General features: G+C 37.7%; 12 protein-coding genes. 3 read left to right on the top strand and 9 right to left on the bottom strand.

All coding sequences use genetic code 11. The annotated features are described in order from the left end of the window. Positions 1-99 precede the first annotated feature (99 nt). Positions 100-696 carry a dienelactone hydrolase family protein gene (locus AC1HJP_RS11465; RefSeq protein ID WP_480361939.1) on the bottom strand — a complete coding sequence of 199 codons (597 nt, stop codon included), beginning with the start codon at positions 694-696 and terminating at the stop codon, positions 100-102. Between the two features lie 189 nt (positions 697-885). On the opposite strand from AC1HJP_RS11465, the gene AC1HJP_RS11460 reads away from it, so the two are divergent. Then, positions 886-1722: a transporter substrate-binding domain-containing protein gene (locus AC1HJP_RS11460; protein ID WP_480361938.1), complete on the top strand. Its 837-nt coding sequence runs from the start codon at positions 886-888 to the stop codon at positions 1720-1722. 179 nt (positions 1723-1901) lie between these two features. Here AC1HJP_RS11460 and ccoG read toward each other — a convergent pair whose 3' ends face one another. Both ccoG and AC1HJP_RS11450 read right to left on the bottom strand, forming a co-directional pair. Then, positions 1902-3284, bottom strand: coding sequence for a cytochrome c oxidase accessory protein CcoG (gene ccoG, locus AC1HJP_RS11455; protein ID WP_480361937.1), 1383 nt, complete (start codon positions 3282-3284; stop codon positions 1902-1904). Positions 3285-3418: 134 nt separating this feature from the next. Then, positions 3419-4855, bottom strand: a complete 1437-nt coding sequence (locus AC1HJP_RS11450) for a sigma-54 interaction domain-containing protein (protein WP_480361936.1) — start codon at positions 4853-4855, stop codon at positions 3419-3421. A gap of 105 nt (positions 4856-4960) precedes the next feature. On the opposite strand from AC1HJP_RS11450, the gene soxR reads away from it, so the two are divergent. Together soxR and AC1HJP_RS11440 are read left to right on the top strand one after the other, a co-directional pair. Next, positions 4961-5470, top strand: a complete 510-nt coding sequence (gene soxR, locus AC1HJP_RS11445; protein WP_480361935.1) for a redox-sensitive transcriptional activator SoxR — start codon at positions 4961-4963, stop codon at positions 5468-5470. Between the two features lie 12 nt (positions 5471-5482). Beyond that, the gene (locus AC1HJP_RS11440) at positions 5483-7255 is read left to right on the top strand and encodes a DUF885 domain-containing protein (protein WP_480361934.1); all 1773 of its coding nucleotides are present in this window, start codon (positions 5483-5485) and stop codon (positions 7253-7255) included. A 79-nt stretch (positions 7256-7334) separates the two neighbouring features. On the opposite strand, the gene AC1HJP_RS11435 is transcribed toward AC1HJP_RS11440, so the two are convergent. The 6 genes from AC1HJP_RS11435 to pssA all read right to left on the bottom strand — a co-directional run bounded on the left by AC1HJP_RS11435 (position 7335) and on the right by pssA (position 15338). Continuing rightward, positions 7335-8147, bottom strand: coding sequence for a methyltransferase domain-containing protein (locus AC1HJP_RS11435; RefSeq protein WP_480361933.1), 813 nt, complete (start codon positions 8145-8147; stop codon positions 7335-7337). 9 nt (positions 8148-8156) lie between these two features. Then, positions 8157-8912, bottom strand: coding sequence for a Nif3-like dinuclear metal center hexameric protein (locus tag AC1HJP_RS11430; protein ID WP_480361932.1), 756 nt, complete (start codon positions 8910-8912; stop codon positions 8157-8159). Positions 8913-8999: 87 nt separating this feature from the next. After that, positions 9000-9341 (bottom strand): DUF1294 domain-containing protein, encoded by a 342-nt coding sequence (locus AC1HJP_RS11425; RefSeq protein ID WP_480362007.1) that lies wholly within the window; start codon positions 9339-9341, stop codon positions 9000-9002. Positions 9342-9374: 33 nt separating this feature from the next. Further along, on the bottom strand, positions 9375-12680 hold the full coding sequence (locus AC1HJP_RS11420; protein ID WP_480361931.1) for a response regulator: 3306 nt from the start codon (positions 12678-12680) through the stop codon (positions 9375-9377). 3 nt (positions 12681-12683) lie between these two features. After that, positions 12684-13892, bottom strand: a complete 1209-nt coding sequence (locus AC1HJP_RS11415; protein WP_480361930.1) for an ABC transporter substrate-binding protein — start codon at positions 13890-13892, stop codon at positions 12684-12686. A 120-nt stretch (positions 13893-14012) separates the two neighbouring features. Further along, positions 14013-15338 carry a CDP-diacylglycerol--serine O-phosphatidyltransferase gene (gene pssA / locus AC1HJP_RS11410; protein ID WP_480361929.1) on the bottom strand — a complete coding sequence of 442 codons (1326 nt, stop codon included), beginning with the start codon at positions 15336-15338 and terminating at the stop codon, positions 14013-14015. Between the last annotated feature and the right edge of the window lie 59 nt (positions 15339-15397).

Here is a 15397-nt window from a genome sequence, read left to right as displayed (position 1 = left end):
AGGTGTGCAAGTCGAAGTATAGTTTAAATGTCTTATGTGACCAAAGGAGATACTTAACTTTGTTTTTCAATAAGCTACTTGTAAATTACAAAAAATATTCTACACCTGACAAGAAAGAAGATGATTGTCTGTTATTTCTTGTAGGTTTTGTTGCTCATTCAAACAAATATTAGCGTAATGCTGATATGCTTCATGGTTAAAGTTTTCAGATAATGCATTCATAAAACCATGTTTATACCGTGATTTAATTACATTAAGGTATGGGATTGTCTTCAATGTGGCTATAACAGGATTTAGATCAAAATGCTTTTCAACGTCAGGAAAATAGATATCTACATGACATTGTGGATTTAAATTTGTGAAATGTCTAATTTGGCCAGGGTAAAAAGCGATCATCTTTTGCACGCGCTTCAAAGGAGTCATGGCTAAAGCTCGCCAAGCCGCAGTTGCACCTGCACTAAAAGCAATTATAAAGTCAGGGCTAAACTTGATCAGCGCTTCTTGAACTTTGTTTGCGTAACCATCATGGCCTAACCTGTCTATAAACTTATCGTACATTAACTGCTCTTGCAGTTCATTGTCAGCAGTAGTTGCTTCATAAGGAGAAACAATTAACAATTCACCAGAAAACTGCTCACAAAAGTTTTTTAGCTGATTTGTACAACCAAAAATATCGGATACAATTAATGTTCTCATAGCTGTGGGTCCTTATTTACAGACTCTTATAAAACTTTCATATTCTACCACTGAACAACGTATTGGTGATGTGAAATTAACTTTTCTCCAATCTACCACTTGATAAATAATTGTAAAGATTTTGTTTATTTGGAATCTTATATCAACCATTTGCTACACTTAACATCTTTATACTTGAAATGTAGAAAAATGTTTAAGTTCCCAGTTATTATTTTTTTTCTGCTATTGGGTTTTGAATCAGCCGCTAAAACAGTCACTTTTTTAAAAGTAGACTTTGCGCCATATTATATACTCGACGGGGTAGATAAAGGACAAGGTAGGGATGAGGCTGTCATAAATTTACTAAAGCAATCGCTTCCTGAATACAAATTTAAACAGGTATTTATTCCATCTAGTCGAGCTTTATTTGAGTTACAACATAATAAAAAAACAACTTGCATGTTGTCACTGTATAAAACGGAGCAAAGAAAACAGCAATTTTATTTTTCTGAACAATACTCCACAATTGGTCTAGCACCAACCATTGCCATGCACAAAGATATTGCCGAAAAAGTAATCCCCAAAGGTATTACCACTACTTCGTTAAAAGACCTTATCTTCAAAAACGCTCTGCTCCTTGGTAAATCAACTGAACGTTCGTATGGTCAAAATGTCGATAGGATTATCCTTAAAATTCCACAAGACGATATGATAGTTCGTGCAGGTAAAGACTCCTTAGAAAGTCTAACTTATATGCTACTCAAGAAAAGACTCGACTTAATTATTGGTTACCCCGGCGAACACCTTTATCTTCAATCCAAGCTAAAAAAAGAGAGTCAGTTTATTCAATTGCAAATCTCAGAATCACCAAAAACCGTTTTAGGTTTCATTGGATGTAATCAATCTAAAGAGAGTGAGCAATTTTTAAAAAAAGCTGATATGAGCCTTAGTATGATCAAAGCATCACCAGAATACGCTTCGTTAATGCTGAGGTGGGTTCCAAAATATTTACAACAGAACTTTGTCAATGAATTAAACAATCAATAAATTTTAACGGGTTACTATGATGAATTATTAAATAAACCATCGTTGCGGATATGGTACTTAAACTTTTCTGACCTGAAATAAATTTTCCAAAAAAATATGCAGTTTTAATGGTCAATAAGTTAACTAACACGTACTCAACTTCTTCAAAAAAGGGGCTAATATAAGCCCCATATAACTAACTAGTTTTTATAAAAATAAGTTTCTTTCGTTATTTTTATGTCTGCTCTTTGCTTAGACTCAATTGTAAAACTAATGGGGGTTGCTTTAAGCTTTAAGTCATAACCGTCTTTAATAACAGTAACAGGTATTTGCAACATTTCTCCCCCTTCAATTTCAATCACAGCAGGCACATTAAGCTGAGCATTTTCTAACCCCTCAAGACTAACCGTATAGCTCATGGTGGTTTGCGTTTTATTGATCACGCTTAATGTATAAGGGTTTTCAACTAAGCCTTCATAGTTAACACGATATAACGCATTACGGTCTCGGATCACCGATGCCTCAATTGGCGTACGATTAAACGCCCACACCACCATTGTTAAAATAATTAGCGCAGTAAGGGTTGCATATCCAAGTAGCTTTAGTCTAAACGGATTGGTTTTTTTGCCAGATGCTTCGTGTTCACTTTGATATTTAATGAGCCCTTTGGCATAACCGAACTTATCCATGGTGTCATCACAGGCATCAATACACAAACCACAGTTTATACATTCATATTGCAGACCATTTCGAATATCAATACCTGCTGGGCAAACTTCAACACACAAGTTACAGTCAACACAATCACCGAGGCCGAGATCTTTTGGATCTTGTTTACGTTTACGTTTGCCTCGTGATTCGCCGCGTTGTGCATCGTAGGTGACTAATAGTGTGTCTTTATCAAACATCACAGATTGAAAACGTGAATATGGGCAAGCAACCGTACACATTTTTTCTCTTAAAAATCCAGCATTACCATAGGTACAGAATGCAAATAAGAATACCCAAAAACTAACTAGGCCTGACCATTCTAGTGTGAACATGTCGATATATAATTTTTGTGCAGGTATAAAATACGCCATAAATGACGTAGCAGTGAAGAGAGAGATAGCTAACCAAGCGCTATGCTTTGCTATTTTTAAAGCAATTTTTTTTGCATCCCAAGGGCTTTTATCTAGTTTAATGCGTTTATTGCGACTGCCTTCAATACGGTGCTCGACCCAAGTAAACATCAGCATCCAAATGGTTTGTGGGCACACATAGCCACACCATACTCGCCCCAGCCAATTGGTCACAAAAAAAAGCGCAAACGCGCCTGCCATAAATACCCAAGCTAAAATCATAAAGTCTTGTGGCAAAAATGTGAGGCCGAAAACTCTAAAATGTTGACTGCCTACATCGAACAATACCGCCTGCTGGCCGTTATATTGCAGCCAAGGAATAGCAATAAAGGTCAGCATTAAAACCCAGCCAAGATTACGACGGATTTTTTGGAAAAAACCTTTTTGTTCTCGCACATAAATCGGACCTTCCGATTTATGTGGCTTAATGATCATGTCTTCTTCTTTAATATCAAACTTCATAGTACTTGCTCTACTAACATTAGTTAATGTCTATAGAGCAAGTTTCAGTCCAATCTGAAAGTTTATAAGCAACTGTTTTTTATAAACTTAATTTTATAATAAAAATATGTAAACGCGACATTTCACGAATAACGTTATATTTCGCGATTTTTAGTTATTTTCAGTTTTTTCATTTTAGAGCGAAGTGTGCTCTCGGGAAGCCCTAATTTAGTCGCAGCGCCTTTTGGGCCTGCTATTCGCCAATTAGAAAGTTCTAATACGTGTTCAATATGAAGTTTCTCTGCCTCATCGAGCCTTAAACTTTGACCTTCAAGCATTTGTTCATCCGTCATATTTAATGGCTGAGTAATTGACACTAATCGTCCTTTAGACAAGATAGCCTCTCGCTCTAATATATTTTGTAACTCTCTGATATTTCCAGGCCAATCATAAGCTTGAAGTTTGTCTATCGCAGCTTTTGTAAGCCCCATTAAGTGTTTACCTAGCCTTTTATTGAGCTGATTAATGAGGTTTATGCACAGTAGTGGAATGTCTTCTTTTCGCTCTTTTAGGCTTGGTACTCTGATAGGAAAGACGTTGAGGCGATAATAAAGGTCCATTCTAAACTCACCTTTTCCAACCATTTGCCACAAATCTTTATTGGTTGCCGCTATAATACGAATATCAACTTTTAGCGTTTTACTGCCGCCTACACGTTCAAACTCTTGCTCTTGGAGTACGCGCAATAGTTTACTTTGTGCCTCAAGCGATAGCTCCGCAATTTCATCTAAAAACAAGGTGCCCGTATCTGCGAGTTCAAAGCGCCCTTTTCTTCTCTCATTGGCACCTGTGAATGCGCCCTTTTCATGCCCAAATAACTCAGACTCTAATAAACTAGGCGTAAAAGCAGCACAATTTACTTTTACAAATGGTTTTGAGCTGCGATTACTCAATCTATGGAGGTTTCTGGCAACAAGCTCTTTACCTGTACCATTTTCTCCTAAAATCAATACGGTACTGCTTGTTTTTGCAACCAAGTTGATTTGTTCAAGCATGGTTTGGAAGATATGACTTTGCCCGACTAAACCTGACTCTTGCCAATCTGCATTTAACTCTTCCAACAAGTAAGAATTTTCTTCTTTTAATTGCTCAGTTAAAGTTTGGACTTGCTCTAATGCGGCTCTTAGTGCGCTTTCTGCTTCATGCTGCTTTGTTACATCGCGAAATATCGCGACTGCCCCGATAATTTGTCCGTCTTTGAATACTGGCGTAGAGGTATATTCCACAGGGAAACTAGTGCCATCTTTTCTCCAGAACACTTCGTCGGATATTTGTCTTACTTTGCCATCAAACATAGTACAGTAGATGTTGCATTCGTCTGCCGGATACGGCGAACCATCAGCATAGCTATGATGATTGTATTGATGAATTTTTTTACCTATTAACTCTTGGGCTTTCCAACCTGTCATACGCTCAGCTGCAGGGTTTATAAATACTGCATTACCTGATAAGTCGAAACCGTAAATGCCTTCACCAACAGAGTTAAGTAGTAGTTCAGGATCATTTAGTAAACGTTTTAGTAAGTGAGACATAGTATTCCTCGTGAAATATCACGAAAACTGTAACATATTGACACCTTATACCATTAGCAAATTCTGACAAATGCGTTTAAAGTCGCTAAAACACGTTTTTATGAGATGATAATGAGCAAACCACTTCAAGATGCAACCTTGTCTGTCGGATATATTGCCAAGCGTGCTGGCGTAAAAGTGTCAACCCTACATTTCTATGAAACCAAAGGGCTGATCAGAAGTTGGCGAAATCAAGGAAATCAACGTCGATACAAACCCGATGTGCTCAGGCGAATTGCTGTGATCAAAGCAGCACAACATATGGGGGTTACATTACAAGACATCAAAGAGACCCTAGATGCATTGCCTGATAATAGAACCCCGACTAAAAAAGATTGGACAAATTTGTCTCAGCGATGGCGCGCACAACTGACCAAGCAAATTGAGTATCTAGAGCAGATCAGAGACAAAGTCGACGGCTGTATTGGCTGCGGCTGTTTATCTATGGCCCAATGCCCAATGTATAACCCAGATGATGTCTGCGGAAAATCGCAATCCGGTGCAGCTTTTTTGCCTTCTACCCCTGATGCACAGGCTAATCATGAAAAAGCTGATAAAATAGATAAGAATCACTAACAAGGAACACTCATGAAAAAAACTGCACTCTCGCTCGCACTTATCGCAGCGCTTGGACTGACTGCTTGTTCGCAAACAAGTACACAACAAACTGAAAATAACAGCGTTCAAGTACAACAAAATTTTGCTAAGTTCTCCGAACAGTTTATCCATGATTATTGGAAACAGTTCCCTGAGCATTCTGCTTGGGCTGGCTATGGTAAATACGATGATATTATCAGTATTCCAAATCAAGCCTATCGCGAAAGCACATTGGCTTTTGCTAACGCAAAATTAAACGAACTAGCACAGTTCGATTTAGACTCATTGCCGACAGCGCAAAAGACAGATTATTACCTAATCGAAAATGCTTTAAAACGCACTATTTGGCACTCTGAAACCTTCAAAAGCTGGCAATGGAACCCGTCTAACTACAATGTATCTGGTGGTTTTGCGACAATTTTAAATAGCCGTTTTAAAACTGATGACGAAAAATTTGCGACTGTTTTAAAACGCCTTCAATACGTGCCTGCATATTACGATGCTGCAAAAGCAAACATTAATAACCCAACTTTAGAATATACCCAGCTTGCTATCGGCCAAAACAAAGGCGCTTTCAGTGTGCTAAAAGACGAACTACTGGCGCAAGTTGAAGGTTCAAATTTATCTTCAAGTGATAAAGCACTGTTTGTTAAGCGTTTCAATGCTGCGAAAGACGCAATTAATGATTACATCGACTTTTTAACTGAACTAGAAAAGTCGCTTGTAGAAAATGGTAACGCCCGTTCATTTAGAATTGGTGAGAAGCTCTATGAAGAGAAGTTCGCACTAGATATTCAATCAGGGTATAGCGCAAAAGAGATGTATCACAAAGCAGTTGCTGACAAAGATCGCGTGACCGCTGAGATGGTTAAGATCACAGATGAACTATGGCCTAAGTATTTCCCGAACGCTGAACGCCCATCTGAAGACAGAGATGCAGTAGCTAAACTCATCAAGCACCTATCGGTCAAGCATGTTGCTCGTGACGAATTCGTGCCTGAAATTAAGCGCCAAATTCCAGACTTAGAAGCATTCGTCAGAGAAAAAGATCTGATCACGCTAGACCCAGAAAAACCATTGGTAGTTCGTGAAACACCAGAGTATATGCGTGGATTTGCTGGTGCGTCTATTAGTGCACCTGGCCCATACGATAAAAAAGAAAACACGTATTACAATGTGACTCCACTGGATAACATGTCTGATGAACAAGCAGAGTCATATTTAAGAGAATATAACCATTGGATTTTACAAATCTTAAATATTCACGAAGCGATCCCTGGCCATTATACGCAATTAGTTTACTCAAACGAGTCACCTTCTTTAATTAAGAGTATTTTTGCGAATGGCGCGATGATCGAAGGTTGGGCGGTGTACACAGAGCGTATGATGTTAGAAGAAGGTTATGGGGATTTTGAACCCGAAATGTGGCTTATGTACTACAAATGGAACCTTCGTGTCATCTGCAACACTATCCTAGATTATGCTATTCAAGTAAAAGGGATCAACAAAGAAGAAGGCTTAGACCTATTAATGAACGGTGCTTTCCAAGAAAAAGCGGAAGCCGAAGGTAAATGGCGTCGTGCGACATTAAGCCAAGTCCAATTAACTAGCTACTACAGCGGTTACAGAGAGATTTATGATTTCAGAGAATCGTTAAAAGCCGCGCAAGGTAATGACTTTGACCTAAAAGCGTTCCATGAGCAGTTTTTAAGCTATGGCAGTACACCAGTAAAATACGTCAAGGCGTTAATGACTGATAAATAAAACAAAAAATGAATTGAAAAAGCCCTTATTTAAGGGCTTTTTATTTAGGCTCTAGTTAGTCTAAATTTTACTAAGAGATTCACTGGTTTGCTTGTAGTAATATATGCGTATAACGACCGAGCGACGCATAAGGCTCTTGTTGGTTATATTTAAGCTCTAATGCAAGTAAATCATCAAATTGCGCTTTGCCTTTTTCAAGCTCTCTCAAATAATCATGAAAACAGCGCACACCCGTTTTACAATGGCGCAAAAAATTTTCGCGATTTAAAGCATTGTCTACAACTTCTGGCTCTACAGGGTGATTAGGGCTTAACCCTACTTTTTGTTTTACATGCAACCCTTGATTTACATAATCAAAATTTCCATAGACCATATTTGCAAATAAGTGCGCGTCTTTATTGAAGTACATTAAAGACAAATAACCCGCATCGTTGACAAGCTTTGACAAAATCGTGATCGCCTCAACTTGGTCAACTAACCATTCAAGCACCGCATGGCATAGTACAAAGTCGAAAGTACCTAACTCTAACTCAGGCAATGCCTGTAATGGTGCGTGAATAAATTCAAATTGAGTACTTAAGCCCGCTTGCTCAACATGCTCTTTTGCAAGCTGTATCATGTCTTCCGATATATCCACCAGCGTAATGTGATGACCTAAACTTGCTAAATAAATCGCTAACTGCCCCTGCCCACCGCCGATATCGATTATTCGCTTTGGTGAAGTTGCATTATCTAGCCAAGAAATATGCTGAGAAAAATCACGTTTTAAAACGGCTTCTCGTATTTTGCCTTTAGGTGTACCGTAAATATTCTTCTTAAATTTTTGCGAGATAGCATTAAAGCTTCTATCTCGCGCTAATTTATCTTTGTAGCTTTTGCCTTTCTTACTCATATTCAGCGGTTAAACCGGATTATTGATATCAATAAACTCTACATCTAAATCATAGGTTTCAGCCAGGTATTCACCTAAAGCTTTGGCACCATAGCGTTCCGTTGCGTGATGACCTGCTGCTATAAAGTGGATGTTTTGTTCATTAGAACTATGGATTGTTTGCTCAGAAGCCTCGCCTGTTAAGTAGGCATCAATGCCTTGGCTAGCAGCCATATCGATAAAGCTTTGGCCTCCACCTGTACACCAAGCGATGGTTTTAATTAGATGATCACCCGCTTGATTTACTAATGGTTTTCTATCTAGCTTTTCTTCTACCAATTGAGAGAATGAATCTAAGCTCATTGGTGTTTTAAGTTTGCCTTTCACAGCCACACAGTTTTTATTCCATGGCTCCAAAGGTCTTTCGTAAGTTATGTCGAGTAACTCAGCTAATTGCGCGTTGTTGCCAAGCTCAGGGTGAACATCAAGAGGAAGGTGGTATGCAATTAAATTGATGTTATTTTCTAATAAAGCTTTTATACGTCTTTGCTTCATGCCCGTAATAGTTTGGTCTTCTCCTTTCCAGAAAAAACCATGATGAACCAAAATCGTGTCTGCACCAGCTTCTATCGCTGCATCAATCAATGCCTGACTGGCAGTGACACCCGTCACGATTTTTTTTATTTCTTCAGCCCCTTCAACTTGTAAACCATTCGGGCAGTAGTCGCTAATAGAAAATGGTTTTAATAGTTCTGTTAATTGATTAACTAGTTTTGTTCTTTTCATTTGATTTCTCGGCCCTTGAAACTGACGCATATTTTAACAGCTTAGTGATGATGATAAAGCTCAATGACAAGCTACTAATTAATAAATTTAAAATACCGTAATAGCAAAATAAGAGAATAAAAGTATGTTTTGAATTACAAACGTAATTAAGAGCTTGCCGTTAAATTGCCATTTTATTGTCTTATGGCGTATAAATTCTTGCATCAATAAAGTTGAAAGGTTGAATGATAAAAGTGCTGAGACACATAAACTAAATTCACTCACTCTTTGCCCATCAACTTTTGCGCGCTTTTTATCAAGCAGAAATAAAGCACAAAAGATCGAATTTGTTATAACCAAATAAAGTAAAGTAATCTGTAAAAAGCTTTCATTAATGGCGATAAAAATCGTGAATAAGAACAGTGTCAATATAAGTAAGGAGTGATTCACACTTCGAAAAAATAAGTTCAAGCTTTGTTATTCTCATGATTCTATTTCTTTGTAAGGCAGCCATTGTAACAAACGTTCGAATAAAACCTCGGGTTTTATTGGCTTTGAAATATAATCATCCATACCGGCTTCTAGGCATTTATCTTTATCACCAACCATCGCATTTGCCGTCATAGCAATTATCGGAATATCTTTATAAAGCTCCCCAGCTTTTCCATTTCTAATCGCAATTGTGGCCTCATACCCATCTATTTCTGGCATTTGGCAATCCATGAGAATAACGGTGTATTTCGTATCTCTTGTTGTATTAAGTAAGCTTTGGATCACCTCTTCACCATTAGCTGCGATATCAATATGCGTTAAATTTAGTTTTGCCAGCATACTTTGTGCAACAATCTGATTAACCCGATTATCTTCTGCTAAAAGAATACGAATACCCTCCCCCCAAGTTATGTCTTCAGGCTTCAAAGCTGACTGGGCTTTAAGCGACTTTATATAATGAGTCGTAACTAAAGGCTTAGCGCCTTTTAGGGCTTCTCCATCTTCTGCAACGATTGAAAGTGCTGCAAACAAATCGAATGTTGTTGCAGGCTTGGGAAAATATCCATCGAATCCCAAATTTGCAAAAAACTTTGCATCGCCTTTATGACACATCGAAGTCATCATAATTAACTTCATGGCTTTTAAGTGTTCGTTTGCTTTTATATGTTCACCCAACTGTGCCCCATCCATGACTGGCATTTGCATATCCAAAAATGCGATATCAAAGCATTTATTGTGCTTTGCAAAGTAAGTTTCGCTAATTGTTAAGGCTTCAATGCCAGAACGTGCTTCTGTTACAGTAGCCCCCCAATGTTCAAGCTGCGCTCGGAGTACTTCACGATTAGTTTTGTTATCGTCTACCAGTAAAATATTAAGGTGCTTCATTTCAACATCTGGAATAACATGAAATGACGCATTACTCTTTCCTAGTAGAATCGAAAAACTAAAACAAGACCCTTTACCTGCTTGGCTTGAAACAGAGACTTCACCATCCATCAATTCACAGAGTTTTTTTACTATTGCCAGGCCAAGCCCTGTACCGCCATATTTTCTGGTCGTTGAAGCATCAACCTGACTGAAGGATTGAAACAATTTAGTTTGTTGCTCAGGCGAAATACCAATGCCAGTGTCTTTGATATTACAATTTAATTGCCAGTTGTCAGTGTCAAACTCAATCAAGGTGGCTTCTATTAATACTTCACCATCTGAAGTAAACTTAATGGCATTACCGACCAAATTGCTTAAGATTTGCCTCAACCTACCGGGGTCACCAATTACAACAGCTTCATCTATGTTTGTTACATCTAAAATGAGTTCTATGCGTTTGTTATGTGCTTGTATGACGGCTGACTCCGCAAAGTCACCGAGCAACCCTCGCAAATCAAATTCTAAGTGTTCTAGCTCGAGCTTTCCTGCATCCACTTTTGAAAAGTCTAAGATGTCATTGATTAGTGTTAAAAGAGAATTAGCACTGCTCATTGCAACGTTTATTCGGTGTTGTTGTTCTGCATTTAAGTCACTATTAAGCAGCAAATTAAGCATGCCTAGTACCCCATTCATTGGTGTACGAATTTCATGACTCATTGAAGCCAAAAACTCGCTTTTGGCAATACTGGCTTGCTCCGCCATCATTTTAGCTTCTTTTAACGCTTTTTCTGATGCAACTCTATCTGTTATGTCTTGTTGAATACCAACATAAGCAGTGAGCTCTCGAGACTCATTATGTACTGGAAAAAGCTGTAAACTATTCCAAAATGGTTGACCATTTTTTTTGTAATTTAAGAGGTCAACTTTCACTATGTCATGATTTTGTAAAGCCTGTCTGATCTTTTCAACTGAGATCTGACACGTTTGCTCTCCTTGTAAGAAACGACAGCTTTTCCCTAGGATCTCATCTCCATAACCAGTAATGTTAGTAAAAGCTTGGTTTATATATAAAAGAGGAAACTCTGGATCAGATACTGAGCTTATTGTTACTCCGAGGTTACTAGCATTAATAGAAAGAGCTAATAAATCATTTTCTTCTTTCGCTTTTTTTAGCGCTTGTTGGGCTTGTATTTGCTCTGTGACATCAGTCATTGACCCAGCCATTCTGATGGCTTTGTTAGTACTGTCAAATAATGCATCGCCCTTCACTCTGTAGACTCTAAACTCCCCTTTTTTGGTCATGAATCTGTGTTGCACATCATAAATTGCTTTTTGCTGAAGATGCGCCTTTAAGCTTCTTTTTACATACTCACGATCTTCAATATGAACCATTCTTTCTAAGACAGTGTAGTCCTCGGGAAACTCATCATTGGGGGCATAACCGAGTAATTCCCTGAAACGCTCAGAACAAAATACCTTTCCTGTTTTTATATCCCAGTCCCAAATGCCATCTAAACTCCCGTTGATAGCAAGGTTTAACCTTTCTTCACTCAATTTTGTTGCTTGTTGAGACAATTCAAGCTTTCTATAGGGATTTAAAAGTAGCTTCTGGCCTACTAAGAATAAGAATAAAGAAGATAAAAACAAACTCACAAAAATTGCACTGGCGATACTTATGATGACTTGCTTCACTTGTTTTTCTACCAAAGTAGAATCAACTAAGTAATTCAGCATTAATCCTGAACTATGAAGGTCAGACTTTAAAACTGAGTCGTACTGATTATTTGTACTTAAATTTGAATAACTTAACCAAGGGCCTGACAGTTTAACGCCATGTGTATTTGACTCAAGGACTTCAGACAATAAAACATCAATAGGGGTTTCAAACTTGACAATCAGTGCTCCTTCGGTGAATCCATTATAGTTAATCGGCACTGCCAATTTGAAATATGCTTGCCCTTGGTTTTGATCAAGCAATACAGCATATGAAAGCTCTCCATTAAGTAAATCTTCAAGCCAGTCACTTGGAGTTTCCCTAATAGCCTGCTCTTCACTATTTCTATAGACATAATCACCAAGGACATTGAATACCCAAAGTTGTTCTTTTATACCTAGAATTTTAAACTCGGACAAATAATCATTTAAAGACGCTTCTGACACACCTGAACCCATAACGCCGTTAATGATGATGGGTTGACTTGCTAAATCTTTCAGCAACAAAATTCTAGTTTCTAAAAAATTTTCTATATATTTTGCACTAAGCTTCGCTTCTGTTTCTGATGCTTGTTGCTTATAGCCGTTTAATACTGATGAGGCTTCTCTTCCTACTAGCATCACGCTTATCAATACCGATAAAAAAAGACTCATTACAACAAATACTATAAAAGCTTTATTTGCATCAAGTTGCATCTTTAAAAAATGTGATTTCACACCCTAGCCTTTATTCTTAATGATAGAAATAGAGCCATTTTCTTTGTATCTAGCCATACAAAAGTCCTCTAAACCTAAGGCTTCATGTGAATCTACACCCTTATTTGAAAATGGCCTAGAGTAAACCTTAATCAAGCCATCTACTGTTGAGTTGAGATTCTCGAGCGCATGTCTTAACGCCTCTCTTGTACTAACTATATTCTTTGTAGTTTTAATTTGTGTCATGGCCTGAACAAACAGTAACCCCAAATCATAGCCATGCACAAAACCAGCTGGAGCCTGCAATGTCTCAACGTCAAAATCACTCTTAAACAATTTCTTCGCAGACTTAATCGCTTTCTTTGCGCTATCTGAACGAGGTAGATCATCAAACGAGAAACAAGACTGAATAAAATTAAGGTCAATACCATCCTTTAAGTATTGCTTGGTATTAGTGAAGAAATTTCCACCTGTAATTCCCCAATGACTAATGATTGGCTTTTGTAAAGTTTTATCAATTTCTGCCATTGCCTGAGTAAAATATTTACCTTCAATAGCATTTCCAACAAAGACAATACAGTCCGCTCCTGTATTTATGATCCCCCTCAAAATTAACTTTGATTTTTTTAGTCTCGTATTCCAATTAAACCAAGTGACTTCAGCTTTATTTTTACCTAGCGCATCTTGCATGGTTCGTTCGTTTGATTTGCCCCATGGCGTATTTTCAAGCAGTAAATGAGGCTGTTTACAAGAGCGTGCTTCTTTTACAAATTGGATTATTCGGTACCCTGCTTTAGTGTCGTCTACTGACAATCTAAAAACCCAGTTTGTTCCATGCTCATAGCGAGTAATTGGACCGCCTGCAGCCCAAGGTACCAACAATAAAATCTGCTCTTTATTGATGAAGGTTCTATTTTTTATGTACGGAGGGGAATGAAGACCACCTAAAATAAATAATGCTTTAGGATCTTTAAGAAACTTCTTCATATGTAACAAACTACGATTGCTATTACCTCGATGATCCATTTCTAGGAATTTAAACTCGACGTTTTCTAGCCTGCTTTTTTCAGATTCTAACGCAGACATAAATCCCATTTTGATTGCATTGGCGGATGCAAAATGGTTTGAGTAATCTGAGTCATGATAAATATTGAATTGGTGAACTGATTGCGCCCAATTTGATGAACTATAGGCAAAAAAACAAAGAATAAAGCAATATTGGATGGCCGTCATAATTTCATCTAGTTGATTTTGTTTATTTAACCTTAGTCTAAAATATCAACTTTGTAGAAATTTAAGAAAGTATATTTAGTAGAAAAAACTCAATAAAAAAAGGCCATAATTGGCCTTTTTCTAAATGAATCTTTTGATTATGAAGTCAACTTTTACACGCTTCGCCTGACCTAGTAGTTTCCTGACAGGTTGTGGGTAGTCTTGAACTGACTCCAGATCTTCATGACTAGATAATAACCGACAGTGTTGAAGAATGTCTTGCTTCTCATTCAATAACAATTGGTCTAGCTTGCGCGCTTTATCTTCGATCAAAATACCATTTTCGATATCTAAGCCCCAAGCCCTAGGATTTAGGTTATGACCACTCAGTAGATGGAGTTGACCATCTTTACTCACGCCTTTCAAATGAAAAGAGTTATTTTCATGTTTCCAGAGGTACACCTTAAGTAACCCTGATTGAATGAACCTTTTATTAGATTTTAAAAATTTAAATAAAATTGTTTCATAAAGATAAGGTAAAGCACCTATTTTACTAAATTGCTGTTCTGGAGAAATATAAAAATCATTCGCTGTTTTATCACCAACAACAATGGTTACTTCTTTACCTTGCTTTAATAAACGACGTAAAGATCGAAGCAGTGGCGCAGGAAAGTTAAAGTATGGCGTGTAAAGCAGCAGTTCTTTTTCTGTTGTGTCAAACAATGTTTTAATTAACCTGTTCAACTTATTTGCACGTCTACCAAACCCTAAGAATGGTCGAACATTTAAAGGAGAATCTGTGTTAGCTGATTCTATGTTGTATCGACCTTTTCTCAACTCTTTCATAAGTTGGCGCTGAGATACTTTAATCTCATTGTATTTAGGTATTGGGCGGCTATCTATTCTTGGTACTGCCTCTGACGACAACAAAAAATCATTTGTGAAATTACAAAAAGAATCCGCTAACCCTGGCTGTTGCAAGATGAAGTATCTATCTAGTCGATATTTTTCACCCACATTCATATACACATTGTTTATGCTAGCACCGCTATAAAGCAAGGCGTCGTCGATAACGATACCTTTTAAATGCAGAACGCCAAATAGTTCTTTGCCTTTAACTGGCACACCAAATACTTTTACATTACTTAGATGTTTTTCTAGTTCATCACAGTATAAGGCTGCATTTCCCTCTGATTTCGCAGCGCCTATGAGGCCACGTTGAGCTCGGTGAAAATCAACTAATACATTAACCTCAAGCGTTGGGTTTGCAAGTGAAGCTTTATGAAGTGCTGAAAGCACTTCTCTACCCGCTTCATCATCTTGTAAATACAAAGCAGTGATATAAATCCGATATTTAGCGCTTTCAATGAGACTTAACAGTCTTTCATGATATTGCTTTGCGCTATTTAGTATTTCAACGTCTTTGTCTGCTAACTCAAAGCTTGGAATGTCCTGCCAAAATGCCATAACAACCTATAAATAAAGGTGACTCAATCCAGAGTCTCACACAAAATTAGTAAGAACAT

The sequence above is a fragment of the Pseudoalteromonas sp. NFXS53 genome (assembly GCF_056629255.1).
Note: the sequence above shows the minus strand (reverse complement) of the source record. Positions and strands in the feature narration are given on the sequence as shown.

Excerpts from the sequence above, each read along its gene's own strand:
- AC1HJP_RS11465 (WP_480361939.1), bottom strand. The coding sequence starts at position 696 with ATGAGAACATTAATTGTATCCGATATTTTTGGTTGTACAAATCAGCTA.
- AC1HJP_RS11460 (WP_480361938.1), top strand. The coding sequence starts at position 886 with ATGTTTAAGTTCCCAGTTATTATTTTTTTTCTGCTATTGGGTTTTGAA.
- ccoG (WP_480361937.1), bottom strand. The coding sequence starts at position 3,284 with ATGAAGTTTGATATTAAAGAAGAAGACATGATCATTAAGCCACATAAA.
- AC1HJP_RS11450 (WP_480361936.1), bottom strand. The coding sequence starts at position 4,855 with ATGTCTCACTTACTAAAACGTTTACTAAATGATCCTGAACTACTACTT.
- soxR (WP_480361935.1), top strand. The coding sequence starts at position 4,961 with ATGATAATGAGCAAACCACTTCAAGATGCAACCTTGTCTGTCGGATAT.
- AC1HJP_RS11440 (WP_480361934.1), top strand. The coding sequence starts at position 5,483 with ATGAAAAAAACTGCACTCTCGCTCGCACTTATCGCAGCGCTTGGACTG.
- AC1HJP_RS11435 (WP_480361933.1), bottom strand. The coding sequence starts at position 8,147 with ATGAGTAAGAAAGGCAAAAGCTACAAAGATAAATTAGCGCGAGATAGA.
- AC1HJP_RS11430 (WP_480361932.1), bottom strand. The coding sequence starts at position 8,912 with ATGAAAAGAACAAAACTAGTTAATCAATTAACAGAACTATTAAAACCA.
- AC1HJP_RS11415 (WP_480361930.1), bottom strand. The coding sequence starts at position 13,892 with ATGACGGCCATCCAATATTGCTTTATTCTTTGTTTTTTTGCCTATAGT.
- pssA (WP_480361929.1), bottom strand. The coding sequence starts at position 15,338 with ATGGCATTTTGGCAGGACATTCCAAGCTTTGAGTTAGCAGACAAAGAC.